This window comes from Pseudomonas sp. COR18, assembly GCF_048568395.1.
Lineage (GTDB): Bacteria > Pseudomonadota > Gammaproteobacteria > Pseudomonadales > Pseudomonadaceae > Aquipseudomonas > Aquipseudomonas fuscovaginae_B.
The window spans coordinates 501,341-527,408 of sequence record NZ_CP183808.1; the positions used below are offsets into that span (position 1 = coordinate 501,341).

18 protein-coding genes and 1 pseudogene are annotated in these 26,068 nt (G+C 63.4%); 10 read left to right on the forward strand and 9 right to left on the reverse strand.

All coding sequences use genetic code 11. The annotated features are described in order from the left end of the window. Positions 1–79 precede the first annotated feature (79 nt). Complete coding sequence (locus ACM62G_RS02295) at positions 80–940, forward strand: universal stress protein (RefSeq protein WP_054060712.1); 861 nt, start codon at positions 80–82, stop codon at positions 938–940. Positions 941–958: 18 nt separating this feature from the next. Here the strand turns inward: ACM62G_RS02295 and ACM62G_RS02300 are convergent, their stop codons facing one another. Further along, positions 959–1,429 carry a DUF1289 domain-containing protein gene (locus tag ACM62G_RS02300; RefSeq protein WP_054060713.1) on the reverse strand — a complete coding sequence of 157 codons (471 nt, stop codon included), beginning with the start codon at positions 1,427–1,429 and terminating at the stop codon, positions 959–961. 454 nt (positions 1,430–1,883) lie between these two features. Here ACM62G_RS02300 and acnB point away from each other — a divergent pair, with 454 nt between their 5' ends. Then, positions 1,884–4,484, forward strand: coding sequence for a bifunctional aconitate hydratase 2/2-methylisocitrate dehydratase (gene acnB / locus ACM62G_RS02305; protein WP_054060714.1), 2,601 nt, complete (start codon positions 1,884–1,886; stop codon positions 4,482–4,484). A gap of 128 nt (positions 4,485–4,612) precedes the next feature. Here acnB and queF read toward each other — a convergent pair whose 3' ends face one another. Further along, the gene (gene queF, locus ACM62G_RS02310) at positions 4,613–5,443 is read right to left on the reverse strand and encodes an NADPH-dependent 7-cyano-7-deazaguanine reductase QueF (RefSeq protein ID WP_419736622.1); all 831 of its coding nucleotides are present in this window, start codon (positions 5,441–5,443) and stop codon (positions 4,613–4,615) included. Between the two features lie 81 nt (positions 5,444–5,524). Beyond that, on the reverse strand, positions 5,525–6,055 hold the full coding sequence (locus tag ACM62G_RS02315; RefSeq protein WP_054060716.1) for a cupredoxin domain-containing protein: 531 nt from the start codon (positions 6,053–6,055) through the stop codon (positions 5,525–5,527). A 155-nt stretch (positions 6,056–6,210) separates the two neighbouring features. Between ACM62G_RS02315 and ACM62G_RS02320 the strand changes: the two genes are divergently transcribed. Both ACM62G_RS02320 and ACM62G_RS02325 read left to right on the forward strand, forming a co-directional pair. Further along, positions 6,211–6,891 carry a heavy metal response regulator transcription factor gene (locus tag ACM62G_RS02320; RefSeq protein WP_054063875.1) on the forward strand — a complete coding sequence of 227 codons (681 nt, stop codon included), beginning with the start codon at positions 6,211–6,213 and terminating at the stop codon, positions 6,889–6,891. After that, a complete protein-coding gene (locus ACM62G_RS02325) occupies positions 6,891–8,252 on the forward strand; it encodes a heavy metal sensor histidine kinase (protein WP_419736623.1) in 1,362 nt (453 codons plus the stop codon). Before ACM62G_RS02320 ends, ACM62G_RS02325 begins: the two co-directional genes overlap by 1 nt. 110 nt (positions 8,253–8,362) lie before the next feature. Here ACM62G_RS02325 and ACM62G_RS02330 read toward each other — a convergent pair. From ACM62G_RS02330 to ACM62G_RS02340, 3 genes and pseudogenes are all read right to left on the reverse strand, one after another. Further along, positions 8,363–9,606, reverse strand: a pseudogene (locus tag ACM62G_RS02330) (lipoprotein-releasing ABC transporter permease subunit). Positions 9,607–9,673: 67 nt separating this feature from the next. After that, entirely contained in the window at positions 9,674–10,357 is a 684-nt protein-coding gene (gene lolD, locus ACM62G_RS02335) for a lipoprotein-releasing ABC transporter ATP-binding protein LolD (protein WP_162491352.1), read from the reverse strand. 7 nt (positions 10,358–10,364) lie between these two features. After that, positions 10,365–11,615, reverse strand: coding sequence for a lipoprotein-releasing ABC transporter permease subunit (locus tag ACM62G_RS02340; RefSeq protein WP_273826391.1), 1,251 nt, complete (start codon positions 11,613–11,615; stop codon positions 10,365–10,367). Positions 11,616–11,710: 95 nt separating this feature from the next. Between ACM62G_RS02340 and ACM62G_RS02345 the strand changes: the two genes are divergently transcribed. Continuing rightward, complete coding sequence (locus ACM62G_RS02345) at positions 11,711–12,298, forward strand: PilZ domain-containing protein (RefSeq protein ID WP_054060448.1); 588 nt, start codon at positions 11,711–11,713, stop codon at positions 12,296–12,298. A 64-nt stretch (positions 12,299–12,362) separates the two neighbouring features. After that, the gene (locus ACM62G_RS02350; RefSeq protein ID WP_054060447.1) at positions 12,363–13,085 is read left to right on the forward strand and encodes a glycerophosphodiester phosphodiesterase; all 723 of its coding nucleotides are present in this window, start codon (positions 12,363–12,365) and stop codon (positions 13,083–13,085) included. A 42-nt stretch (positions 13,086–13,127) separates the two neighbouring features. Here the strand turns inward: ACM62G_RS02350 and sthA are convergent, their stop codons facing one another. Continuing rightward, positions 13,128–14,522: a Si-specific NAD(P)(+) transhydrogenase gene (gene sthA, locus ACM62G_RS02355; protein ID WP_054060446.1), complete on the reverse strand. Its 1,395-nt coding sequence runs from the start codon at positions 14,520–14,522 to the stop codon at positions 13,128–13,130. A gap of 166 nt (positions 14,523–14,688) precedes the next feature. Then, positions 14,689–15,711 carry an FAD:protein FMN transferase gene (locus tag ACM62G_RS02360; RefSeq protein WP_419736624.1) on the reverse strand — a complete coding sequence of 341 codons (1,023 nt, stop codon included), beginning with the start codon at positions 15,709–15,711 and terminating at the stop codon, positions 14,689–14,691. 311 nt (positions 15,712–16,022) lie between these two features. Here ACM62G_RS02360 and ACM62G_RS02365 point away from each other — a divergent pair, with 311 nt between their 5' ends. Then, a complete protein-coding gene (locus ACM62G_RS02365) occupies positions 16,023–17,309 on the forward strand; it encodes an MFS transporter (RefSeq protein ID WP_017906674.1) in 1,287 nt (428 codons plus the stop codon). Between the two features lie 179 nt (positions 17,310–17,488). On the opposite strand, the gene ACM62G_RS02370 is transcribed toward ACM62G_RS02365, so the two are convergent. Beyond that, entirely contained in the window at positions 17,489–18,952 is a 1,464-nt protein-coding gene (locus ACM62G_RS02370) for a glyceraldehyde-3-phosphate dehydrogenase (protein ID WP_054057095.1), read from the reverse strand. Between the two features lie 351 nt (positions 18,953–19,303). Between ACM62G_RS02370 and mfd the strand changes: the two genes are divergently transcribed. Genes mfd through ACM62G_RS02385 form a run of 3 tightly spaced genes read left to right on the forward strand, consistent with a single transcriptional unit; the run spans position 19,304 to position 26,042 of the window. Continuing rightward, positions 19,304–22,753: a transcription-repair coupling factor gene (mfd, locus tag ACM62G_RS02375; protein ID WP_419736625.1), complete on the forward strand. Its 3,450-nt coding sequence runs from the start codon at positions 19,304–19,306 to the stop codon at positions 22,751–22,753. Positions 22,754–22,765: 12 nt separating this feature from the next. After that, a complete protein-coding gene (locus ACM62G_RS02380; RefSeq protein WP_054057093.1) occupies positions 22,766–23,332 on the forward strand; it encodes a CsiV family protein in 567 nt (188 codons plus the stop codon). 31 nt (positions 23,333–23,363) lie between these two features. Further along, complete coding sequence (locus ACM62G_RS02385; protein WP_419736626.1) at positions 23,364–26,042, forward strand: SNF2-related protein; 2,679 nt, start codon at positions 23,364–23,366, stop codon at positions 26,040–26,042. The last annotated feature ends 26 nt before the right edge of the window (positions 26,043–26,068 follow it).

Sequence of the window (26,068 nt, forward strand, 5' to 3'; positions counted from 1 at the left end):
TATGCATCAAGTTCGGGGCGAACGCAGGGCAACTATAGTTAGGTCATGCCGCCTTCGAACCTCTGGGAGCACGCTGACCATGCAAGCCATTCGCAGCATTCTGGTGATACTCGACCCCGATCACGCCCACAGCCTGGCGCTCAACCGCGCCAAACTGATCGCCAAGGTCACGGATGCCCACCTGCATCTGCTGATGTGCGACCCGCGGCACGACCATAGCGCCCTGCTCTCGCTGCTCAAGAGCCAGTTGCATGACGACGGCTACAGCGCCACGGCGGAACAGTCCTGGGACAAGACCCTGCACGACACCATCATCGGCGTGCAACAGGCCGAAGGCTGCGGCCTGGTGATCAAGCAGCACCGCCCCGACAGCCCGCTGAAAAGGGCCCTGCTGACCCCTTCGGACTGGAAACTGCTGCGTTTCTGCCCTTGCGCGGTGCTGATGGTCAAGACCGAGACGCCCTGGGCCGGCGGGGTGATTCTCGCCGCGGTGGATGTCGGCAACGCCGACGAGGGCCATCGACACCTGCACGCGAACATCATCGATCATGGCTATGACATAGCCAGCCTGGCCAAGGGCCACCTTCACGTGATCAGCGCCCATCCCTCGCCGATGCTCTCGGCCGCCGATCCGGTGTACCAGTTGCGGGAAACCATCGAGGCGCGCTATCGCGAGCAATGCCGGGCCTTCCAGGCGGAATTCGACGTCGATGACGAACACCTGCACATTGCCGAGGGGCCGGCGGACGTCTTGATTCCGCACACGGCCCACAAGCTGGGCGCGGTGGTCACGGTGATCGGCACGGTGGCGCGGACCGGGATTTCCGGGGCACTGATCGGCAATACCGCGGAAGTGGTGCTGGACTCACTGGAAAGTGATGTGCTGGTGCTCAAGACCCAGGAGATCACCGACCACCTGGAGGAACTGGCCAGGGGCTGAGGCCTGCCGGCGTCCGGTTCAGGGGCCCAGCGCCTCCTTGAGAAACCCCGGCGCGATATAGCGCTCGTAGTGCGCCTCGGACAGCAGGAAGAACTCGCGATCGATGGCATCGCGCAACTCCGGCAGCCCCCAGTCACGAAACTCCGGCAGCAGCACCATGCCATAGGCCTCCAGCTGGTTGATCACCCGCGCTCCTCGCGCAATCAGCTGATAGGCCCAGCAATACTCCGACTGATGGGGCACGAAGCGGATCTTGCGCGCCTCCAGTTGCTGGCGCAGCCTGAGCGGGTCGAACACCTCCAGCTTGGCCACCATCACCTGCACCAGCAACTGTTCCAGACGCAGCCACACCGCACGCTTCTGCTCCTCGCTGTAGCCATTCCAGTGGATCACTTCATGGTGGAAGCGTTTGCAGCCGCGACACACCAGGTCACCGTAAACCGTGGAGCAGAGGCCGACGCAGGGGGTCTTGATAGTCTGATTGGGCATGGGCAGGACAAACGCGCGGAAGCAAAACAGGCCCGCATGTTAGCCCTTTGTCTAACAAGGGTCACCCCCGAACCTGTAGGGCTTACCTTACCTTTCTTTGGAATATGCCGTAGAATCGTTCTGCCTTTTTAGGCGCCAATGTCCGTTGGAAGCTGTTTTCAAAGCGTCACGAGCACAGTTTAGGGTGGAGCCGTCCCAGGGCGCTTCATCCGCCGGGTGTCAGTCACCCTCATCCTGAAGAACGACGTTGGCTCGGGAATTTCCGCCCGGAAGTTCCCGCGCCGACCCTCATCTGCTCCGTTCCGAAGGCGTAAAACTTTGAAAACAGCTTCTGTTGGAAATCGCGGAAACTCTGGCCAAGCGGCCCAAAAAGCCCCTACAGCGCATGAGTGCCGTGCATTTCTGGATGAGCGTCCCGGACACCCATTTGGGACCACTGATGAGGGTAATAACTGTGCTTGAAGCCTACCGCAAACATATCGAAGAGCGCGCAGCCCTGGGTATCGTGCCCCAGCCGCTTAACGCCGAACAAACCGCAGGCCTGGTCGAGCTGCTGAAGAATCCCCCGGCTGGCGAAGAAGCTTTCCTCGTAGACTTGATCACCAACCGCGTTCCGCCTGGAGTGGACGAAGCCGCCTACGTCAAGGCCGGCTTCCTTTCCGCCCTGGCCAAGGGCGAAGCCAAGTCCCCGCTGCTGGACAAGAAGCGCGCGGTTGAACTGCTCGGCACCATGCAGGGCGGCTACAACATCGAGACCCTGGTTGCCCTGCTGGACGACGCCGAGCTGGCGCCGGTTGCCGCCGAGCAACTCAAGTACACCCTGCTGATGTTCGACGCTTTCCACGACGTGGCTGAAAAAGCCAAGGCTGGCAACGCCCACGCCAAGGCCGTCCTGGAATCCTGGGCCGCCGGTGAATGGTTCACCGCCCGTCCGGCCATCGCCGAGAAATACACCCTGACCGTGTTCAAGGTGCCTGGCGAAACCAACACCGACGACCTGTCCCCTGCCCCGGACGCCTGGTCGCGCCCCGACATCCCGCTGCACGCCCTGGCCATGCTGAAAATGGCCCGCGACGGCATCGAGCCTTCGCAGCCAGGTTCGGTCGGCCCACTGGCACAGATCGAAGCGGTCAAGGCCAAGGGCTTCCCGGTTGCCTACGTCGGTGACGTGGTCGGTACCGGTTCCTCGCGCAAATCCGCTACCAACTCGGTGCTGTGGTTCTTCGGCGACGACATTCCGTACGTACCGAACAAGCGCGCCGGTGGCTTCTGCTTCGGCACCAAGATCGCCCCGATCTTCTACAACACCATGGAAGACGCCGGCGCCCTGCCGATCGAATTCGACTGCACCAACCTGGCCATGGGCGACGTCATCGACGTCTATCCGTTCAAGGGCGAAGTGCGCCGCCACGGCAGCGACGAGCTGGTCACCAGCTTCGAACTGAAAACCGAAGTACTGCTGGACGAAGTCCGCGCCGGCGGCCGTATTCCGCTGATCGTCGGTCGCGGCCTGACCGGCAAGGCTCGCGCCGAGCTGGGCCTGCCACCATCGGACCTGTTCAAGGCACCTGAAGCACCGGCGGCCAGCACCAAGGGCTTCACCCTGGCGCAGAAGATGGTCGGCAAGGCTTGCGGCGTCGAGGGCATCCGCCCTGGCACCTACTGCGAACCGAAGATGACCACCGTCGGCTCCCAGGACACCACCGGTCCAATGACCCGTGACGAACTGAAGGACCTGGCCTGCCTGGGCTTCTCCGCCGACCTGGTGATGCAGTCCTTCTGCCACACCGCGGCGTATCCGAAGCCGATCGACGTCAAGACCCACCACACCCTGCCCGACTTCATCATGACTCGTGGCGGCGTGTCCCTGCGTCCAGGCGACGGCATTATCCACAGCTGGCTGAACCGCATGCTGCTGCCTGACACCGTCGGCACCGGTGGCGACTCCCACACCCGCTTCCCGATCGGTATCTCCTTCCCGGCCGGTTCCGGCCTGGTGGCCTTCGCGGCCGCCACCGGCGTCATGCCGCTGGACATGCCCGAGTCGGTACTGGTTCGCTTCAAGGGCAAGCTGCAGCCTGGCATCACCCTGCGCGACCTGGTTCACGCCATCCCTTACTACGCGATCCAGCAGGGCCTGCTGACCGTAGAGAAGAAAGGCAAGAAGAATATCTTCTCCGGCCGCATCCTGGAGATCGAAGGCCTGAACGACCTGACCGTCGAACAAGCCTTCGAACTGTCCGACGCCTCGGCCGAGCGCTCCGCTGCCGGCTGCACCATCAAGCTGCCGGAAGAGGCGATCGCCGAATACCTGAAGTCGAACATCACCCTGCTGCGCTGGATGATCGGCGAAGGCTACGGCGATGCCCGCACCATGGAGCGTCGCGCCCAGGCGATGGAAGCCTGGCTGGCCAAGCCGGAACTGCTGGAAGCCGACAAGGACGCCGAGTATGCCGCGGTCATCGAGATCGACCTGGCCGACGTCAAGGAGCCTGTGCTCTGCGCGCCGAACGACCCGGACGACGCCCGTCTGCTGTCCACCGTTGCCGGTGACAAGATCGACGAAGTGTTCATCGGTTCGTGCATGACCAACATCGGTCACTTCCGCGCTGCCGGCAAGCTGCTGGACAAGGTCAAGGGTGGCATCCCGACCCGTCTGTGGCTGGCTCCGCCGACCAAGATGGACGCTCACCAGCTGACCGAGGAAGGCTACTACGGCATCTACGGCAAGGCCGGTGCGCGCATGGAAATGCCGGGCTGCTCGCTGTGCATGGGTAACCAGGCACGTGTGCAGACCGGTTCGACCGTGGTCTCCACCTCGACCCGTAACTTCCCGAACCGCCTGGGTGACTCCACCAACGTCTACCTGGCTTCGGCCGAGCTGGCGGCGGTCTCTTCGATTCTCGGCAAGCTGCCGACCGTCGAGGAGTACATGGAGTACGCGAAGAACATCGACAGCATGGCTGCCGACATCTATCGCTACCTGAGCTTCGACCAGATCGCCGAGTTCCGCGAAGCCGCGGCCAACGCGAAGATCCCGGTCGTTCAGGCCTAAGCGACAGCGCAATGGAAAAAGCCCCGACTCGTCGGGGCTTTTTCATGCCTGCTCACTTGGCCTGACCCGCTGCGCAGAAGCCGTCAGCTCTGAGGGGAACAGCCTCCCACAGGGGCGTACCAGAAGGGTTACTGGCGCACCAGCCGCCGGTTCTGGAACGCCACCACCTCGGTACTGCGGTACGGGTTGATATCCAGCCCGCCCCGGCGTACGTAGCGCGCATACAGCGTCAGTTTTTCCGGCTTGAGCAACCGCTGCAGGTCGAGGAAGATCCGCTCCACGCACTGCTCGTGGAAGTCCGAGTGCTGACGGAAACTCACCAGGTACGCCAGCAGGCTGGCATGGTCCAGCGCCGCCCCGCGATACTCCACCACCACGCTGCCCCAGTCCGGCTGGCTGGTCACCGGGCAGTTGGACTTGAGCAGATGGCTGTGCACGCTTTCCTCGACCACGCGCGACGGATCGCAACGCAGCAGCTCAGGACGCGGATGGGCGTAGTCACTGACACTGATATCCAGGTCATCGATACAGGTGCCCGGCAAGGCCACCACACCTTCTGCCTGTACGTCGCCCAGCCGACGAATACGCACCCCCACCGGCTTGCCCGCCGCCGCCGACAGATCGGCGCGCAGCACCGCCTCCAGGCTCGGGATATCGGCAAATGGCGTCTGGTTCAGGGAGTTGAGATACAGCTTGAACGACTTGGACTCGATGATGTTCGGCGAGTCGGCCGGAATGCTGAACTCGCCGATGGCCACCACCGGCTTGCCGGACGGCAGCAGCCAGGACAGCTCGAAGCAGTTCCAGAAGTCCACGCCGTGATAGGGCAAGGTCTCGGCACTCAACCCCAGCTCGGCCCATTTCGCGGCGCGCGGAATCGGGAACAGCAAGGAAGGCGTATAAGTGGCGATGTATTCACTGGACTTGCCCAGCGGCGAATGTTCGGCTGCGGGATGCATAACGAAAACCTGAAAGAATGAACCCGACAAGTCTATCGGGTTTACGCCCGGCTTTCAGCGTGCAAAGTCAGACGACCTGCCTCAGCGGTCAATTTTCAGCCGGCCAACCATGCCCGCCTGGTAGTGACCGGGGATATTGCAGGCGAACTCCAGGCTGCCGGCCTTGCTGAAGGTCCAGGTCAGTTCGGCGGTCTTGCCCGGCTCGACCAGCACGCTGTTGGGGTCGTCATGCTTCATCATGCCGTGATCCATGGCACCGCCCGCCATGCTGGAATGATCCATCGCCGGCATCTTCATGCCGGTCGGCGTCAACATGCCGCTCTGCTGCATCTTGAGCATTTCCTGCTGGTGCGCGGCATGCATCGCCGCCTCGCCCAGGTTGAACTCATGCAGCAATTGACCCTTGTTGACCAGCACGAAACGCACGGTCTCGCCGGCCTTGACCTCCAGCTCCTTGGCATCGAACGCGATATCGGTCATGGTCACTTCGATGGTACGGGTCGCCTTCGAGGCCGGCGCCGGCTGACCGAAGTCATAATGCCCGGCGGGCGAGGCCAGGGCCGCGGAACTCAGCAGCAGACCGGCAAACACGAGGCTGTTGCGCACAAACATGGTCACACTCCAATGGAATAGGTTTCACTCTGTGCAAGACTGTAGAACCAGAGCGCTGCCACCAGCCTGACCGGCAGATTACAACTTTGTCAGCTTGGGCCCGAAGCGCCGGACGACCTGTATAACGTTACCGTTCCATTTGCCACGAGTCATCCATGAAACTGCTGATCGTCGAAGACCAAGCGAAAACCGGCCAATACCTGCGCCAGGGCCTCAACGAGGCCGGCTTCAACTGCGAGCTGGTGGCGGATGGCACCAGCGGCCAGCACCTGGCGTTGACCGGCGACTACGACCTGCTGATCCTCGACGTCATGCTGCCCGGCCGCGACGGCTGGCAGATCCTCCAGACGGTGCGCGCCGCCGGCCTGGAAATCCCGGTGCTGTTCCTCACTGCCCGCGACGCGGTAGAAGACCGGGTCCACGGCCTGGAACTGGGTGCCGACGACTACCTGGTCAAGCCCTTCGCCTTTTCCGAACTGCTGGCCCGGGTCCGCAGCCTGCTGCGCCGTGGTGGCGGCAATACCCAGGACACCAGCCTGCAGGTTGCCGACCTGCGCCTGGACCTGATCCGCCGCCGGGTCGAACGGGCCGGCCAGCGCGTCGACCTGACCGCCAAGGAATTCGCCCTGCTGGAAATGCTCCTGCGCCGCCAGGGCGAAGTGCTGCCCAAATCGCTGATCGCTTCCCAGGTCTGGGACATGAATTTCGACAGCGACACCAATGTCATCGAGGTCGCCATCCGCCGCCTGCGCCTGAAAATCGATGATGCCCACTCCAACAAGCTGATCCATACCGTGCGCGGCATGGGCTACGTACTCGAAGAACGGGCCCTGTGATGCGGCGTCTGTCTCTCGCCGGGCGCCTGGCGCTGCTGTTCGCCGCCTGTACCGCAACGGTGTCGCTGGTGGCCGGCGTGCTGTTCAGCCGGGCCAGCGAGTCGCACTTCGTCGAACTCGACCAGCAGTTGCTGGATGGGCGCCTGGCCGAACTGCGCAGCCTGCTGGGCCAGGTGGCCGACCTCGGCGACTTCCAGCCGCTGCACGAGCGCCTGCAAGGCGAAATCAACCTGCGCCCCGACCTGGCCCTGAGAATCCACGGCGCCGACGGCCAGCTCTGGTTCGACAGCGCCCGCGCCCTGCCCGAGAAACTGCCCGCCCAAGCCGGACTGAACAGCCTGCTGAGCGGCACCAGCGCCTACCGGATCTTCAATGTACCGCTGACGCCGGGCCGGGCGGACTCCGCCGAACTGACGCTGATCCTCGACATCACCCATCACCAGCATTTCCTGCAGCGCATGCAGCAGTTGATCTGGCTGACGGTCGGCCTTTCGGCCCTGGCCACCGCCCTGCTCGGCGCCTGGGCCGCCCGCAGCGGCCTGCGCCCCCTGCGACGCATGAGCGAAGTGGCGGGCGGCATCTGTGCCCACTCGCTGACCCAACGCCTGGACATCGGGCAGATGCCGGCGGAGCTGGCCGAGCTGGGGCAGGCCTTCAACGCCATGCTCGGGCGCCTGGAGGACTCGTTCCAGCGACTCTCGGCGTTCTCCGCCGATATCGCCCACGAACTGCGCACGCCGCTGTCGAACCTGCTCACCCACACCCAGGTCACCCTGACCCGACCACGCCCACTCGAGGACTATCGCGAGGCGCTGCACAGCAACCTCGAAGAACTGCAATGGATGGCGCAACTGGTCAACGACATGCTCTACCTGGCCAAGGCCGACCATGGCCTGCTGAACCCGAGGTTCGAGCAGCTGGAACTGGCCGACGAGGCCGATGTGCTGCTGGAGTTCTTCGCACCCCTGGCCGAAGACAACCAGGTCCGCGTGAGCCGCAGCGGCACGGCGAAACTGCTGGGCGATCGCAGCATGTTGCGCCGGGCGCTGTCCAATCTGCTGGACAACGCGCTGCGCTTCACGCCGATGGGTGGTGAAATCCGGATCAATCTGGAGACGACGGCAGCAGGCCTGCGTGTCAGTGTGCAGAACAGCGGTGAAGGGATCGCGGCGCAAGCGCTGCCGCGGCTGTTCGACCGGTTCTATAGGGCGGATCCGGCCCGCCATGAAGGGAGCAACGAGCATGCCGGCCTGGGACTGGCGATTACCCAGTCGATCGTGCGGGCCCATGGTGGGCGGATTCATTGTGAATCGGAGGTAGGCTGGACACGGTTCATCATCGAATTGCCGTGCCAGGCTTGAGGGCCTCTTCGCGTGCAAGCCCGGCTCCTACAGTCCGGCGTCGTTCACCCATGATGCATACGACACCGATCTGTAGGAGCCGGGCTTGCCCGCGAAAACGGTATCCCGGCTTACGAGTAGCGCAACGCCTGCGCCGGCTCGGTCTTCGCCGCGCGATACGCCGGATAGAGCGTCGCGAGAAAGCTCATGATGAACCCGGCCGAACAGATCAACACCACATCCCCCCCTGCAACTGCGACGGCAGGTTGCTGACGAAGTACACGTCGGAACTGAAGATGTGCTGCCCGCTGATCCGCTCGATCCAGCCCACCAGCTCACTGACGTTCAACGCCGCGATCACGCCGAGCACACCGCCGATCAGGGTGCCGACGATGCCGATCACCGTGCCCTGGACCATGAAGATCGCCATGATCTGCCGCGGCGTGGCGCCGATGGTACGCAGGATGGCGATGTCCGCGCCCTTGTCGTTCACCACCATGATCAGCGTCGCGATGATGTTGAACGCCGCCACCGCGACGATCATCAGCAGCAACAGGCCGATCATGGTCTTTTCCATCTTCATCGCGCTGAACAGGCTGCCCTGGGTGTGAGTCCAGTCATCGGCCTTGTAGCCGGCGCCCAGGTCGCCGGCGATGGCGGTGGAGACCTGCGGCGCGGCATACAGGTCCTTGACCGCCAGGCGCACGCTCTGCACCTGGTTCGGCTGCCAGTGCTGGATCTGCGCCGCGTCGGCCATGTGGATCAACGCCATGGAACCATCCAGTTCGGCACCGACCTTGAACACGCCCACCACGTTCAGGCGCTGCATGCGTGGGGTGATGCCACCCGGATCGGCGCTCACTTCCGGAACGATCAGGGTCAGCTTGTCGCCGACATTGAGGCGGAAACGCCGGGCGGTGATCTCACCGATCACCACGCCGAACTCGCCCGGCTTCAGGTCTTCCAGCCTGCCCTGGACGATATGCTGGGCAACGATCGAGACCTTGCCTTCCTGGGCCGGGTCGACCCCGCTGATCTGGATCGGCTGCATCGCCCCCTTGTACGACAGCATGCCGTCCATCTCGGTGAACGGTACCGCCGCGGTGACCTGGGGATTGCGCATCGCCGCGGCAGCCACCGGCTGCCAGTCGTCGATGGGCTTGACCCCGACGATGGTCGCGTGGGGCACCATGCCGAGAATCCGCGACTGCATTTCCTTCTGGAAGCCGTTCATCACCGACAGCACCACAATCATCGCCAGCACGCCCAGGGCGAGGCCAATCATCGAGGTCATCGAGATGAACGAGACAAAACGGTTGCGGCGTTTGGCACGGGTGTAGCGCGTGCCGATGAAAATCGATAACGGTCTGAACATTCGCAGGCCACCGTAGAAAATAATCGAGCCGGCCACCGAGGACACCCACGGGGCCGGCCAGGGCGAATCAGATTGCGACCAGCTTGCCGTCGGTCAGGTGCAGCACACGGTCCATCTGGCGCGCCAGGTTCATGTCATGGGTCACCACCAGGAACGCGGTCTGCATCGAAGTGCTGAGCTCCAGCATCAGGTCCTGGATACCCTGGGCGGTATGGTGGTCGAGGTTGCCGGTCGGCTCGTCGAGCATCACCAGGCCGGGCTTGTTCACCAGTGCCCGGGCGATCGCCACGCGCTGGCGCTCACCGCCGGACAACTCAGCCGGCTTGTGCTCCAGGCGATGCCCCAGCCCTACCCGCTCCAGCAACGCCGTGGCGCGCTGACGCGCCTCGGGGATCGCCGTACGGCCGATCAGCAGCGGCATGCAGACGTTCTCCAGCGCGGTGAATTCCGGCAGCAGGTGGTGGAACTGGTAGACGAAGCCCAGCGCACGATTGCGCAGCAATCCACGGGCCTTTTCGCCCAGCGCCGACAACTCCTCGCCGGCCAGCCAGACACTCCCCTTGGACGGCGTATCCAGACCGCCCAGCAGGTTGAGCAAGGTACTCTTGCCCGAACCGGAACTGCCGACGATCGCCACCCGCTCGCCCGCGTACAGCTCAAGCTGCAGACCGGACAGCACCACCACCGACTCCGGGCCCTCCTCGTAGGATTTGCCCAGGTTGCGGCAACTCAGCACTGCTTTATCACTCATGCCCAACTCACTCATAACGTAGCGCCTCCGCAGGCTGGGTGCGCGCCGCACGCCAGGCTGGATACAGGGTGGCGAGGAAACTCAGGACCAATGCCGCGCCACAGACCATCAACACGTCCTCGGCCATCAGTTGGGACGGCAGGTAGTCGATGAAATACACGTCGGCATTGAGGAACTTGTGGCCGATCAGGCCTTCGAGGGCGGAGATCGCGGCACTGACATTCAGCGCGGCGAAGATCCCCACCGCCGCACCAATGAGTGTGCCGACCACGCCGATCACACTGCCCTGGACCATGAAGATCGCCATGATCTGCCCGGGCGTGGCGCCCAGGGTGCGCAGGATCGCGATATCGCCCTTCTTGTCGTTCACCACCATCACCAGCGTCGAAATGATGTTGAACGCGGCAACCGCGACGATCAGCAGCAACAGCAGGCCGATCATGGCCTTTTCCATCTTGATCGCCTGGTACAGGTTGCCGTGGGTACGGGTCCAGTCACGAGCGTAGTAATGGTTGTCGCCCAACTGCTGGGCGATCTCCCAGGCCGTGCGCGGCGCCTGGAACAGGTCGTCGAACTTCAGCCGCAGCCCCTGGACCTGGTCCGGCTTCCAGCGGTGCAGGCGCGCCAGGTCGTCGAGGTTGGTCAGGCCCAGGTAGCCATCCAGCTCGCCGGCACCGACATGAAAGATCCCGACCACGGTGAAGCGCTTCATCCGCGGGAACATGCCCGCCGGCGTCACCGAAACCTCCGGGGCGACGAAGGTCAGCTTGTCGCCAAGGCCGACGCCAAGCTTGGTCGCGGCCTTGTCACCGATGACGATGCCGAAGCTGCCCGGCGCCAGGGCATCGAGCTGGCCCTGCTGCATGAAGCGGTCGATGATCGACACCTTGCGCTCCTGCGCCGGGTCGATGGCGTTGAGCAGCACCTTCTGCACCTGGCCGTTGTTGGTCAGCAGCCCCTGCATCTGGGTGAAGGGTGCCACGGCGGCCACCTGCGGGTTCTGCCGGACCTTGTCCGCCAGGCTCTGCCAGTCGCTGATCGGCTCGCCCGATTCGATGGTGGCGTGGGGCACCATGCCCAACACGCGATCGCGCATTTCCCGGTCGAAGCCGTTCATCACCGACAGCACCACGATCATCACCACCACGCCCAGGGCGAGGCCGATGATCGAAGTCAGGGAGATGAAGGAGACAAAATGGTTGCGACGCTTTGCACGGGTATAACGCGTACCGATAAATACGAAGAGTGGTCTGAACATGTCGGGGGCTGGTTCGAAGGAAAAGAAGACGTCCATGTGGCGAGGGCGGGTCAGCAGCTTTACACTCAGACCATTGCCTCTGCCTTGGGTTCGCCATGTCGACATTAGATGAAGAAGATCGCCGCGAATACTACCGTATCGAGGACACGATCGCACTGGAAATCCGCCCCCTGTCCGCCGCCGACGCAGCGGGCAAGGATGTGTTGCAGGATGCGTCGCCGCTCTTCAACCTGTTGAGCGAACTGCACCTGAGCGAGTTCGAGTCGCAGCACCTGCTGCGCCAGGTCACCGAGCGCGACCGCGCCCTCTCAGCCTACCTGAAATCCCAGAACAAGCGCATCGATCTGCTGAGCCAGGTGATGGCCATGACCATCCTCGGCGAAATCGGCGAGCCGCAGTCGGTGGTCCTCTCCGAAGGCGGTATCGAGTTCGGCCATGACGTGGCCTACCCGGCCGGCACCCGACTGGCGATCAAGCTGGTGCTGATGCCGCAGGCACTGGGCCTGTTGCTGCGGGCCAAGGTCACCCATTGCGAACCGCAAAGCCTGGGCTCGTTCGAAATCGGCACCGAGTTCGAATCATTGACCGATGCCCAGCGCCAGTTGCTGGCCCGCTATATCTTGCAGAAACAGGCGCAGCAACGGCGCCTGGCCCGCGAGCAGAACGACCCCGAAGCCCATTGAGCCTCGGGTTCATCGTGCGCCCCCGATTACTTGCCGAATCATTTTTCCCTTGTAAGGAGCAGTCGTGACTCTGATTTATGGCCATCGTGGCGCCAAAGGCGAAGCGCCGGAAAACACCCTGACCAGTTTCCAGGAATGCCTCAAACACGGCGTCCGCCGCTGCGAGTTGGACTTGCACCTGTCCATGGATGGCGAACTGATGGTCATCCATGACCCGACCCTCAAACGCACCACCGACCGGCGTGGCAAGGTGGTCGAGCACACCGCCGCCGAGCTGGTGACCTACGATGCGCGCAAGGGTGGCCCCGGCTGGCTCACCGCCTGCCCGATCCCGCGCCTGGAGGAACTGTTCGAGCAGTGCGATTTCGAGCACTGGCAACTGGAGGTCAAGAGCGCCTCGCGCACCCGCGCGGCGACCACGGTACTGGCGATTCGAGAACTGGCACAGCGTTTCGGCCTGCTGGACAAGGTCACCATCACCTCCAGCTCCCGCGAAGTGCTCAAGGCCGCCCTGGAGCTGACCCCGGACCTCTCACGCGGCCTGGTGGCCGAATATGCCTGGCTCGACCCACTGAAGGTCGCCCAGAGCTATGGCTGCGAGTTCCTGGCACTGAACTGGACACTCTGCACCCCGGAACGCCTGCTCAAGGCCCAGCGTCAGGGTCTGCACGTGTCGGTGTGGACAGTCAACGAGCCGGCGCTGATGCGCAGGCTCGCCGACTTCGGCGTCGATAGCCTGATTACAGACTTTCCCGGTTTGGCCACGGCCACACTTGGGAAAGGCTGAAATCGGTCTCCCCGGCCGGCTCAGGCCACCGGCCGGAGCCGCTCAAAAAAGCCGGTTCAGGCCATCGTAGGCAGCTACCCGATAGGCTTCGGCCATGGTCGGGTAGTTGAAGGTGGTGTTGACGAAGTACTTCAGGGTGTTGTTCTCACCCGGCTGGTTCATGATCGCCTGGCCGATGTGGACGATCTCCGAAGCCTGGTAGCCGAAGCAGTGCACACCAAGCACTTCCAGGGTCTCGCGGTGGAACAGGATCTTCAGCATGCCTTGCGGCTCGCCGGCGATCTGCGCGCGGGCCATGCTCTTGAAGAATGCCTTGCCCACTTCGTACGGCACCTTGGCCTTGGTCAGCTCATGCTCGTTCTTGCCGATCGAACTGATCTCCGGGATGGTGTAGATACCGGTCGGCACATCGTTGACATACCGCCAGCTGCCGTTGTCGACGATGCTGCCCGCGGCCGAGCGGCCCTGGTCGTGGGCGGCACTGGCCAGGCTCGGCCAGCCGATCACGTCGCCGGCACCGTAGATGTTCGGCTGGCAGGTGCGGTAGTTCTCGTCCACCTCGATCTGGCCACGGCCGTTGACCTTGACGCCGATGTTCTCCATGCCCAGCTTGTCGGTGTTGCCGGTACGGCCGTTACACCAGAGCAAGGCGTCGGCCTTGATCTTCTTGCCCGACTTCAGGTGCAGGATCACCCCGTTGTCCAGGCCCTCGACCCGGTCGTACTCCTCGTTGTGGCGCACGGTGATGTTGTTGTTGCTGAAGTGGTAGCTCAACGCCTGGGAAATTTCCGAATCGAGGAAGCTCAGCAACTGGTCACGGTTGTCCACCAGCTCGACCAGTACCCCCAGGCCACTGAAGATCGACGCGTATTCGCAACCGATCACCCCGGCACCATAGATGATCAGCTTGCGCGGAGTGTGGCCCAGGCTGAGGATGGTGTCGCTATCGTAGATACGCGGGTGGTTGAAATCGATGTCGGCCGGGCGATAGGGACGCGAGCCGGTGGCGATGATGATGTGCTTGGCCACCAGTTTTTCGACCACGCCGTTGGGGCAGACCACTTCGACGGTCTGTTCGTCGGCGAAGCTGCCGGTACCGAAGAACAGGTCGACCCGGTTGCGGGCGTAATAGCCGGTGCGCGAGGCGACCTGCTTGGCGATCACCTTCTCGGCGCTCTTGAGCACGTCCGGGAAGGAGAACCAGCGCGGCTCGCCGATGGCCCGGAACATCGGGTTGGTGTTAAACTGCATGATCTGCCGCACGGAGTGACGCAAGGCCTTGGACGGGATGGTCCCCAGGTGGGTGCAGTTGCCACCGACCTGACGGCGGCTGTCGACCATCGCGACCTTGCGCCCTGCCTTGGCGGCGTTCATTGCCGCACCCTCTCCAGCGGGGCCGGAACCCAGTACCACTACGTCGTAGTTGTAGACAGCCATGCGTACTCCTCAGAACAGGCCGAGGCACCCCTCTGGCACCTGCGGCTAAATCACGTCGCGGCAGCGACATGAAGGATCAAATCTCGGTGTGCAGTCTATAGATGCGTGAACGCCGCGCACATTAACCCTTGGTCGCGTCGTAAGCCAGCTTTGCCTGCACTACATGTTAATGCGCAGCAGCCTTCGGCAATCTGTCAAACGCCGAATTCGTTCGTGTGACGAAAGCTTTATCGGCACGGATCACAAAAAAAGCAGCGATATCGTGTTTTTCCGCATAGTCCCAACCCCGCTCCGGGCCGAGGATCAGCAACAGCGTCGACAAGCCATCGGCCATCAGCGTCGAGGGATGAATCACCGTGACCGCCGCCAGGTCATGGGTGACCGGCGCGCCGGTCAACGCATCGAAGGTATGGGAATAGCGCTTGCCATCCTGCTCGAAATAATTGCGATAGTCACCTGAAGTGGACACCCCATAACCGTCGATGTCGACGATCCGTTGCGCGACCTGCCGATCGTCCCGCGGCGCCTCCAGGGCAACCCGCCAGGAACCGCCATCGGGCTTGCGCCCCACGGCCTTGAGCTCGCCCGTGACCTCGACGAGAAAACTGTCGATCCCCATCTGCGCCAGCCGCGTGGCAATCCGGTCCACAGTGTAGCCTGCGGCAATGCTGTCGAAATCGACCTCCACCGCGGCGTCCTTGCACAAGCGTTCGCCATCGACATGCAGATGGGAATGGCCGACCCGCTGGCGGGCCGCCGCCAGTTGCGCGGCATCCGGGACCTTTTCCACACGCCCCTGCGGGCCGAAGCCCCAGAGATTCATCAGCGGTTCGACCGTCAGGTCGTAGGCACCGTCACTCGCAACGGACAGCGCCTCCCCCGTGCGCACCAGTTCGAGAATCGACGCTGGCATGACCTGACAACGGTTGGCCGGCAAAGCATTGAAGCGGACGATGTCCGAGTCGCCGCGATAGGTCGACATCTGCCGGTCGACCTGGGCCAGGATCGCCTCGACCTCGTCCTTGACCCTGGCAGGCGCCGGCCCGCCAGCACGGCGCACATACTGGAGCGAGTAGCTGCTGCCCATGGTCGGGCCGCCAAAACGCTCCAGCGCGCCCTGCCCGTCGCAACCGGTCGACAGCGCCAGGACCGCACCCGCCAGCCATGGGCCGGGTGATCGCAGAACCATCCTGAAGAACTGAAGAGAGGGCATAGGCTCGCAGTCGGCACAATTCAGAGCTACCCATTATGCGCCAAATTAAAGCAGGCCCAGTATTCATCAGGGCAATGCATGCTTCCCACTTCCCTAAGATCCACGGCGAACGCTCTACCCCGTGGCTTATGCCATTTAGCCAGCAAGCTCGTTTTTTTGTTGCCCGACAACCTTAATACACATATCGTTACAAAACTGTTCTGCCAGCGTGTGCATGCTTGAAAGAGTCAGTAAGGACGAGCAAAACGAAGGATTGCTTATAAGACAGCCAAAGTGAGTGAATAAAAATGGCCTCGAATACGGGCAAGGGCAAGGCGATCTTTCGCGTTGTCAGCGGCAACTTCCTTGAGATGTTCGACTTCATGGTCTATGGCTTCTACGCCACGGCCATCGCTAAAACCTTCTTCCCCTCCGACAGCGCCTTCGCTTCCCTGATGCTCTCGCTGGCCACCTTTGGCGCCGGCTTCCTGATGCGTCCATTGGGGGCGATTTTCCTCGGTGCCTACATCGACCGCCACGGTCGCCGCCAGGGCCTGATCATCACCCTGGCCCTGATGGCCGCCGGTACGGTGCTGATCGCCTGCGTGCCGGGCTACTCGACCCTCGGCGTCGCCGCTCCCCTGCTGGTGCTACTGGGCCGCCTGCTGCAAGGCTTTTCCGCGGGCGTGGAACTGGGCGGCGTCTCGGTCTACCTGGCCGAGATCTCGACACCGGGCCGCAAGGGCTTCTTCGTCAGTTGGCAGTCCGCCAGCCAACAGGCCGCGGTGGTCTTCGCCGGCCTGCTGGGCGTGGGCCTGAACCACTGGCTGAGCCCCGAGCAGATGGGGGAATGGGGCTGGCGCGTACCGTTTCTGGTCGGCTGCCTGATCGTTCCGGCGATCTTCATCATCCGTCGCTCGCTGGAGGAAACGCCCGAATTCCAGGCACGCAAGCATCGCCCAACCCTGTCGGAAGTGATGCGCTCGATCGGCCAGAACTTCGGCCTGGTGCTGGCAGGCATGGCCATGGTGGTGATGACCACGGTGTCCTTCTACCTGATCACCGCCTACACCCCGACCTTCGGCAAGGCCGAACTGCACCTGTCGGATTTCGATGCTCTGCTGGTGACCGTGTGCATCGGCCTGTCGAACTTCTTCTGGTTGCCGGTGATGGGCAGCGTTTCCGACAAGATCGGCCGCAAGCCACTGCTGCTGGCGGCGACCATCCTGGCCATCCTCACCGCTTACCCGGTGCTGTCCTGGCTGGTGGCCGACCCGAGCTTCAGCCGACTGCTGATCGCCGAACTGTGGCTGTCGTTCCTCTACGGTTCGTATAACGGTGCGATGGTGGTGGCCCTGACCGAAATCATGCCGACCGAAGTGCGTACCACCGGCTTCTCCCTGGCCTACAGCCTGGCGACCGCGACCTTCGGCGGCTTCACGCCGGCGGCCTGCACCTACCTGATCCATGTACTGGACAACAAGGCCGCACCGGGCATCTGGCTCAGCGGCGCAGCGGTGCTGGGACTGATCGCGACGCTGGTACTGTTCCGTGGCAACAAGCATGCGCTGCGCACCGCGCAGACCGCGGCGTAAGATAAGAGAAGCTTCGCGGGCAAGCCCTGCTCCTACAGCCCGAAGTCGTACCTGAATCCAATGTACGACCCAAACCTGTAGGAGCGGGGCTTGCCCGCGAAAGATGCCCTGCAACTCCTCCTTGAATGCGCCTCAAAAAAAACGCCCCGACAAGTCGGGGCGTTTTCATTTGCAGTCGCTTAGCGTGGGAACGCTGGCGGGTTGACCCCGGCCATGTCTTCCATCACGCGGACCACCTGGCAGCTGTAACCGAATTCGTTGTCGTACCAGACGTACAGAACAACACGGTTGTCATTGCAGATGGTCGCTTCGGCGTCGACCACACCGGCGTGGCGCGAACCGACGAAGTCGGTGGAAACCACTTCCTGCGAGTTCACGAAGTCGATCTGCTTGTGCAGGTCCGAGTGCAGCGCCATGTAGCGCAGGTACTCGTTGATCTCTTCGCGAGTGGTGGCGGTGCCCAGGTTCAGGTTCAGGATCGCCATCGACACGTTCGGCGTCGGAACGCGGATCGCGTTACCGGTCAGCTTGCCGGCCAGCTCAGGCAGGGCCTTGGCGGCAGCGGTGGCAGCGCCGGTTTCGGTGATGACCATGTTCAGCGCGGCGCTGCGGCCACGGCGATCGCCCTTGTGGAAGTTGTCGATCAGGTTCTGGTCGTTGGTGTACGAGTGAACGGTTTCAACGTGACCGTTGACGATACCGAACTTGTCGTTGACCGCCTTCAGTACCGGAACGATGGCGTTGGTGGTGCAGGACGCCGCCGAAACGATCTTGTCCTCGGCCGTGATCTCGGCATGGTTGATACCGTGCACGATGTTCTTCAGCTTGCCCTTGCCCGGCGCGGTCAGGACCACGCGGTCGATACCCGGGCAGGCCAGGTGCTGGCCCAGGCCGTCGGCGTCACGCCATACACCGGTGTTGTCCACCAGCAGGGCGTCCTTGATGCCGTACTGGGTGTAGTCCACCTCGGTCGGGTTCTTCGCGTAGATAACCTGGATCAGGTTGCCGTTGGCGGTGATGGTGTTGTTTTCCTCGTCGATGACGATGGTGCCGTTGAACGAACCATGCACCGAGTCACGACGCAGCAGGCTGGCGCGCTTGGTCAGGTCGTTGTTGGCACCCTTGCGTACGACGATGGCACGCAGGCGCAGGCCGTCGCCGCCACCGGTCTTCTCGATCAGGATGCGGGCCAGCAGGCGACCGATACGACCGAAGCCGTAGAGCACCACGTCGGTACCCTTGCGGGCGGCCGCGTTCTGCTGGCCAACCACGTCGGCCAGTTCTTCACGGACGAACTGCTCGGCGCTACGGCCGTTGCCTTGTTCCTTGAATTTCACCGCCAGCTTGCCCAGGTCCACCGAAGCGGCGCCCAGCTTGAGCTCGCTCATGGCCTTGAGCAGCGGGAAAGTCTCGTGGACGGACAGTTCGGCATCGTCGCTCTGACGATGACGAGCAAAGCGGTGAGCCTTGAGAATCGCGATGACAGACTGGTTGATCAGGCTGCGGCCATAGATCGAGCTCACCACATTGTTGTTGCGGTAGAGCTGACCGATCAGCGGAATCATCGCTTCTGCAAGTGCTTCACGATCAATCCACTCACCAAGACACTGGTCGGGCTTCTGAGTCACGGGAACCTTCCACATGTAGGGGCTTAAAAAAGGGGCTACATTATGCCGCCGAGTCGCTCTGCGAGCAATGCGCGACTGTCGCCCTTCGTCATACAAAATTCCCTCGGAAAATTCACGACCCTCACGCAGGCCAGTAAACACGCGGCTTTCAGAGCGCCCTATTTTGGGGCGAAGGACATGACTTGTCTGTAACCCTCCGAAACACAGCTGCAATACCGCACTACATATTCAGGAAAAAACCACCTTTTTTTGTCATAGCCACTACATTTTCCTCGCCACGCAATAGACACAGTCTGCGACTGACAGCCGGCACCCGGGGCCGTTACAATTGATGAATTTGCCGCAACGCTTGGAGCTCAACCTTCCGTGCCCGTTCTGCGTCTACCGCTACTGCCTGCCGCGACAGGCAAACAACACTGGGGCAACCTCCCCGGTGCCGCCCTGAGCCTGGCCATTGCCGAGGCTGCCAGCGCCGCCGGGCGCTTCACCCTGCTCCTGACCGCCGACAGCCAGAGCGCCGAACGGCTGGAGCAGGAGCTGAGTTTCTTCGCCCCCGATCTGCCGGTGCTGCATTTCCCGGACTGGGAAACCCTGCCCTACGACCTGTTCTCGCCGCACCAGGACATCATCTCCCAGCGTATCGCCAGCCTCTACCGGCTGCCGGAACTGGAGCATGGCGTGCTGGTGGTGCCGATCACCACCGCCCTGCACCGCCTGGCGCCGACCAAATTCCTGCTCGGCAGCAGCCTGGTGCTGGATGTCGGCCAGAAGCTGGACGTGGAGCAGATGCGCACCCGCCTGGAGGCGGCCGGCTACCGCTGCGTCGACACCGTCTACGAACACGGCGAATTCGCCGTGCGCGGCGCCCTGGTCGACCTGTTCCCGATGGGCAGCAAACTGCCCTATCGCATCGACCTGTTCGATGACGAGATCGAGACGCTGCGCACCTTCGACCCGGAAAACCAGCGCTCCATCGACAAGGTCGATTCGGTACGCCTGCTGCCGGCCAAGGAATTCCCGCTGCAGAAGGAAGCACTGATCCGCTTCAAGGCGCGCTTTCGCGAACGCTTCGACGTCGACTTCCGCCGCTGCTCGATCTTCCAGGACCTCAACAGCGGGATCACCCCCGCCGGCATCGAGTACTACCTGCCGCTGTTCTTCGAGGAAACCTCGACGCTGTTCGACTATCTGCCCCAGGACACCCAGGTATTCTCCCTGCCGGGCATCGAGCAGGCCGCGGAGAACTTCTGGAACGACGTGCGCAACCGCTACGAGGAACGCCGTATCGACCCGACCCGGCCACTGCTGCCGCCGGCCGAACTGTTCCTGCCGGTGGAAGACTGCTTCGCCCGCCTGAAGAGTTGGCCACGGGTCGTCGCCAGCCAGCAGGACGTGGAAACCGGTGTCGGCCGCGAGCGCTTCGCCGCCCGCGAGCTGCCGAACCTGGCGATCGAAGCCAAAGCCAACCAGCCGCTGGCGGCGCTCTCCGGCTTCCTCGAGCAGTTCCCCGGCCGCGTGTTGTTCACCGCCGAATCCGCCGGTCGCCGGGAAGTCCTGCTGGAACTGCTCGAACGCCTCAAGCTACGGCCGAAAACCGTCGACAGCTGGCCGGAATTCACCGCCGGCAAGGAACGCCTGGCGATCACCATCGCCCCGCTGGACGAGGGCCTGGTCCTCGACGACCCGGCCCTGGCCCTGATCGCCGAAAGCCCGCTGTTCGGCCAGCGCGTGATGCAGCGCCGCCGCCGGGAAAAACGCGCCGACGCCAACAACGACGCGGTGATCAAGAACCTCACCGAACTGCGCGAAGGCGCACCGGTGGTGCACATCGACCATGGCGTCGGCCGCTATCTGGGGCTGGCGACCCTGGAAATCGAAAACCAGGCTGCCGAATTCCTCACCCTGGAGTACGCCGAGGGCGCCAAACTCTACGTGCCGGTGGCCAACCTGCACCTGATCGCCCGCTATACCGGCAGCGACGATGCCCTCGCCCCGCTGCACCGCCTGGGCTCGGAAACCTGGCAGAAAGCCAAGCGCAAGGCCGCCGAACAGGTTCGCGATGTGGCGGCCGAACTGCTCGACATCTATGCTCGCCGTGCCGCCCGCGAAGGCTATGCGTTCAACGATCCGAAGGCCGACTATGCGACCTTCAGCGCCGGTTTCCCGTTCGAAGAGACGCCGGACCAGCAGAGCGCCATCGAGGCGGTACGCGCCGACATGCTGGCGGCCAAGCCGATGGATCGTCTGGTCTGCGGCGACGTCGGCTTCGGCAAGACCGAAGTGGCCATGCGCGCGGCCTTCATCGCCGTACACGGCGGCAGGCAGGTGGCGATCCTGGTGCCGACCACCCTGCTCGCCCAGCAGCATTACAACAGCTTCCGCGACCGCTTCGCCGACTGGCCGGTGACCGTCGAGGTGATGAGCCGCTTCAAGTCCGCCAAGGAAGTCAGCGCTGCCGTCGCCGACCTCGCCGAAGGCAAGATCGACATCGTCATCGGCACCCACAAGCTGTTGCAGGACGATGTGAAGATCAAGAACCTCGGCCTGGTGATCATCGACGAGGAACACCGTTTCGGCGTACGCCAGAAGGAACAGCTCAAGGCCCTGCGCAGCGAGGTCGACATCCTCACCCTGACCGCCACGCCGATTCCGCGCACGCTGAACATGGCCGTGTCGGGCATGCGCGACCTGTCGATCATCGCCACGCCGCCGGCGCGCCGGCTGTCGGTGCGCACCTTCGTCATGGAGCAGAACAAGAGCACGGTCAAGGAAGCGCTGCTGCGCGAGCTGCTGCGCGGCGGCCAGGTCTACTACCTGCACAACGACGTGAAGACCATCGAGAAGTGTGCCGCCGACCTCGCCGAGCTGGTGCCGGAAGCGCGTATCGGCATCGGCCACGGGCAGATGCGCGAGCGCGAACTCGAACAGGTGATGAGCGACTTCTACCACAAGCGCTTCAACGTGCTGATCGCCTCGACCATCATCGAGACCGGTATCGACGTGCCGAGCGCCAACACCATCATCATCGAACGGGCCGACAAGTTCGGCCTGGCCCAGTTGCACCAGTTGCGCGGCCGGGTCGGACGCAGCCACCACCAGGCCTATGCCTACCTGCTGACGCCGGGTCGCCAGCAGATCACCGCCGACGCGGAGAAGCGCCTTGAGGCGATCGCCAATACCCAGGACCTGGGGGCCGGCTTCGTCCTCGCCACCAACGACCTGGAAATCCGCGGCGCCGGCGAACTGCTGGGCGACGGCCAGAGCGGGCAGATCCAGGCGGTGGGTTTCACGCTGTACATGGAAATGCTCGAGCGCGCGGTGAAGGCCATCCGCAAGGGCGAACAGCCGAACCTCGACCAGCCGCTCGGTGGCGGCCCGGAGATCAACCTGCGCCTGCCGGCGCTGATCCCCGAGGACTACCTGCCGGATGTGCACGCGCGCCTGATCCTCTACAAGCGCATCGCCTCGGCGACCGACGAGGAGGGCCTCAAGGACCTGCAGGTGGAGATGATCGACCGCTTCGGCCTGCTGCCCGAACCCACCAAGAACCTGGTGCGCCTGACCCTGCTCAAGCTGCAAGCCGAGCAACTGGGGATCAGGAAGATCGATGGCGGTCCGCAAGGAGGACGCATCGAGTTCACCGCGGACACACCGGTCGATCCGCTGGCACTGATCAAGCTGATCCAGGGGCAACCCAACCGCTACAAATTCGAAGGCGCCACGATCTTCAGGTTCATGGTGCCGATGGAACGTGCGGAAGACCGCTTTAATACACTGGAGGCGCTGTTCGAGCGCCTCACCCCGAAATCTGCCTGATAAGGACGCCGTATGCGCCTGATCCCATCGCTGGCCGTGTTGTTGGCCCTGCTCACCCCGGCCGCCTTCGCCGACGAGCCGTACCAGGTCGAAATGATCCTGGTACGGCAGAACCTCGAACAACCCTTCCAGAGCCAGCCGGCACCGGAAGACTGGGCGCGGGGGGCGAAAGCCATCACCGCCAGTGACGAGCGCACTCCCAGCCTGAACGACATGGCGGCCAAGCTCAGCGCCAGCGGCAACTATGAGGTGCTGCTGCACAAGGCCTGGCAACAGAACCTCGGAGACCAGCCGAGCGTCGTGTCGATCACCGCAGGCCAGGAGCAGTTCGGCCAGTTCCCGGTGGAAGGCACCCTGAGCCTGACCCTCAAGCGCTTCACCGAGGTGCAGGCGCAGTTCTGGGTCAACGGCTTCGACAGCAACGGCGTGGTCAATGCCAGCGAACGCCTGAACCAGACCAGCCAGACCAAGAACGGCCAGCTCAATTTCCTCGACGCCGGCCACCTCGGCCTGCTGCTCAAGGTGACCTCGCTGAACGCCTCCCGCCGCGAAGCGCCGTCCCAGAACCTCGACCAGTGACCGTCCGATGCCGTCGCCCGTGACGCCTGCCATGACCAAGCCGCTCGCCCCGTCATGGGCCAGCCGCTTCAAGGAACAGAGTCTGGAGCGCGGTCGCCGCTACGCGATCGAAAACCGGGTGAGGATCGTCGAGGCGGCCGACAGCACCATCACCGCCAGTTGCGAAGGCTCTGGCGGCAACATCTACCGGCAGACCATCCATCTTCGCGAGTCGGCCAAGGGCACCCTGCTGATCGTCGACGCGACCTGCACCTGCCCGGTGCGCAGCAACTGCAAGCATACGGCGGCGGTCCTGCTGAAGGTGCAGCAGACCCTGGCCTATCCGGCCGCGGAGAAAGACGCCGAACTGCTGGAAAAGCTCCAGGCGGTGCTCGACTCGCGCCCGCCACCCCCGCCCCAGGAGCTGCTTGAGGACGTGCAGCCGGTACCACGGCTATGGCTGGCCAGTGTCGAATTCAGCGCCTTCGAGCCACGCAATGGACGCATGCAGCGCTACATCCAGCACCGCGCGGCGCTGTCCTTCAACTACCTGGGCGAGTACGCCAGCGGCCAGAAGAACGCCGATATCCTCCTGCGCCAGGAACATCGGAACCTGCGCATCCGACGCCAGCCCGAGGCGGAAAAAGCCTTTCGCGAACAGCTGCGCCTGCTCGGCTTCAAGGTCGCCACCCGGCAAAGCAAGGCCCTGCCGGAAAGCGCCGGCGAGCTTTACGAGATGGTCAACGACAGCGCCTGGCTAAACTTTACCCTCAATGAACTGCCAAACCTGCGCGAGCAGGGCTGGGAATTGCAGATCGACGAAGACTTCGGCTTCGACCTCAGCCCCGTCGACGACTGGTACGCCACCGTCGACGAAGCCCCGGAACGTGACTGGTTCGACCTCGAACTGGGGATCATCGTCAATGGCGAGCGCCTGAGCCTGCTGCCGATCCTGCTCAACCTGATGCGTTCGCACACCGAACTGCTCAACCCCGAGCGACTGGCCCGACGCCGGGACGACGAACTGATCCTGGTGAACATTCCCGCCTCGCCCAGCGGCAGCCATGGCCCGCTGCAGGTGGCCCTGCCCTACGGGCGCCTCAAGCCGGTACTGAACACCCTCGGCGAGTTCTACCTGGAAGAACCCGGCACCACCACACTGCGCCTGAGCAACGCCGATGCCACCCGGCTCAACCCGCTCGACGGCCTGCCGCTGTTGTGGGAGGGCGGTGCCCAGGTCCGCAGCCTGGCCGAACGACTGCGTGATATCCGCGAATACAGCGCGAGCATTCCCGAAGGCCTCAACGCCACCCTGCGCCCGTACCAGCACGAGGGCCTGAGCTGGATGCAGTCGCTGCGGCAACTGGAGGTCGGCGGAATCCTTGCCGACGACATGGGCCTGGGCAAGACCCTGCAGACCCTGGCCCACATCCTCAGCGAAAAGAACGCCGGTCGCCTCGATCGTCCGTGCATGGTGGTGATGCCCACCAGCCTGATCCCCAACTGGCTCGACGAGGCCGCGCATTTCACGCCGCAGCTCAAGGTCCTGGCGCTCTATGGTGCAGCGCGCAAGAAGCATTTCGAACGGCTGGGTGAGTACGACCTGATCCTCACCACCTACGCCCTGCTGCCCAAGGACATCGACACGCTCAAGGCCCAGCCACTGCACGTGCTGGTGCTCGATGAAGCGCAATACATCAAGAACCCCGGGAGCAAGGCCGCCCAGGCGACCCGCGAACTCGAGGCGCGGCAACGCCTGTGTCTGAGCGGCACGCCGCTGGAGAACCACCTGGGCGAACTCTGGTCACTGCTCCACTTCCTGCTGCCGGGCTGGCTGGGCGATGCCAAAAGCTTCAATCGCGACTACCGCGTGCCCATCGAGAAACATGCCAGCGAAGTTCGCCTGCAACACCTGAACGGACGGATCAAACCGTTCCTGCTGCGCCGCACCAAGGAACAGGTGGCCACCGAACTGCCCCCCAAGACCGAGATCATCCACTGGGTCGAACTCAACGAGGCGCAACGCGACGTCTACGAGACCATGCGCCTGGCCATGGACAAGAAGGTCCGCGACGAAATCACCCGCAAGGGTGTGGCGCGCAGCCAGATCATCATCCTCGAGGCGCTGCTCAAGCTGCGCCAGGTCTGCTGCGACCTGCGCCTGGTCAACGACGCCACGCCACCGGCCCGCGGCAGCGCCTCCGGCAAGCTCGACAGCCTGATGGAAATGCTCGAGGAACTGTTCGCCGAGGGCCGACGGATCCTGCTGTTCTCGCAGTTCACCTCGATGCTGTCACTGATCGAGGCCGAGCTGAAGAAACGCCATATCGCCTACGGCCTGCTGACCGGCCAGACGCGGGACCGACGCGCGCCGGTGAAGGACTTCCAGAGCGGCAAACTGCAGATCTTTCTCATCAGCCTCAAGGCCGGTGGCGTCGGCCTGAACCTGACCGAAGCCGACACCGTGATCCACTACGACCCGTGGTGGAATCCGGCGGCGGAAAACCAGGCGACCGATCGGGCGTACCGGATCGGCCAGGAAAAGCCGGTTTTCGTCTACAAGATGATTGCCCGGGGTACGGTCGAGGAAAAGATCCAGCACCTGCAACAGGAAAAATCCGACCTGGCCGCCGGCGTGCTCGACGGGCGCCAGGCCGGCGACTGGCAGTTGCAGAACGAGGATATCGAGGCGCTGTTCGCGCCGTTGCCGGACAAGAAAGCCGGGCGTTGACGTCCTTTATAAAAGCTTCGCGGGCA

Bases quoted from the DNA above. Each gene is read 5' to 3' on its own strand.
- ACM62G_RS02340 (WP_273826391.1), bottom strand. From the start codon at position 11,615: ATGTTCAGACCACTCTTCGTATTTATCGGTACGCGTTATACCCGTGCA.
- queF (WP_419736622.1), bottom strand. From the start codon at position 5,443: ATGCATCCCGCAGCCGAACATTCGCCGCTGGGCAAGTCCAGTGAATAC.
- sthA (WP_054060446.1), bottom strand. From the start codon at position 14,522: ATGGCTGTCTACAACTACGACGTAGTGGTACTGGGTTCCGGCCCCGCT.
- ACM62G_RS02385 (WP_419736626.1), top strand. From the start codon at position 23,364: ATGACCAAGCCGCTCGCCCCGTCATGGGCCAGCCGCTTCAAGGAACAG.
- ACM62G_RS02345 (WP_054060448.1), top strand. From the start codon at position 11,711: ATGTCGACATTAGATGAAGAAGATCGCCGCGAATACTACCGTATCGAG.
- ACM62G_RS02315 (WP_054060716.1), bottom strand. From the start codon at position 6,055: ATGTTTGTGCGCAACAGCCTCGTGTTTGCCGGTCTGCTGCTGAGTTCC.
- lolD (WP_162491352.1), bottom strand. From the start codon at position 10,357: ATGAGTGATAAAGCAGTGCTGAGTTGCCGCAACCTGGGCAAATCCTAC.
- ACM62G_RS02365 (WP_017906674.1), top strand. From the start codon at position 16,023: ATGGCCTCGAATACGGGCAAGGGCAAGGCGATCTTTCGCGTTGTCAGC.
- ACM62G_RS02325 (WP_419736623.1), top strand. From the start codon at position 6,891: ATGCGGCGTCTGTCTCTCGCCGGGCGCCTGGCGCTGCTGTTCGCCGCC.
- ACM62G_RS02370 (WP_054057095.1), bottom strand. From the start codon at position 18,952: ATGTGGAAGGTTCCCGTGACTCAGAAGCCCGACCAGTGTCTTGGTGAG.
- ACM62G_RS02320 (WP_054063875.1), top strand. From the start codon at position 6,211: ATGAAACTGCTGATCGTCGAAGACCAAGCGAAAACCGGCCAATACCTG.
- ACM62G_RS02300 (WP_054060713.1), bottom strand. From the start codon at position 1,429: ATGCCCAATCAGACTATCAAGACCCCCTGCGTCGGCCTCTGCTCCACG.
- ACM62G_RS02360 (WP_419736624.1), bottom strand. From the start codon at position 15,711: ATGGTTCTGCGATCACCCGGCCCATGGCTGGCGGGTGCGGTCCTGGCG.
- ACM62G_RS02295 (WP_054060712.1), top strand. From the start codon at position 80: ATGCAAGCCATTCGCAGCATTCTGGTGATACTCGACCCCGATCACGCC.
- ACM62G_RS02380 (WP_054057093.1), top strand. From the start codon at position 22,766: ATGCGCCTGATCCCATCGCTGGCCGTGTTGTTGGCCCTGCTCACCCCG.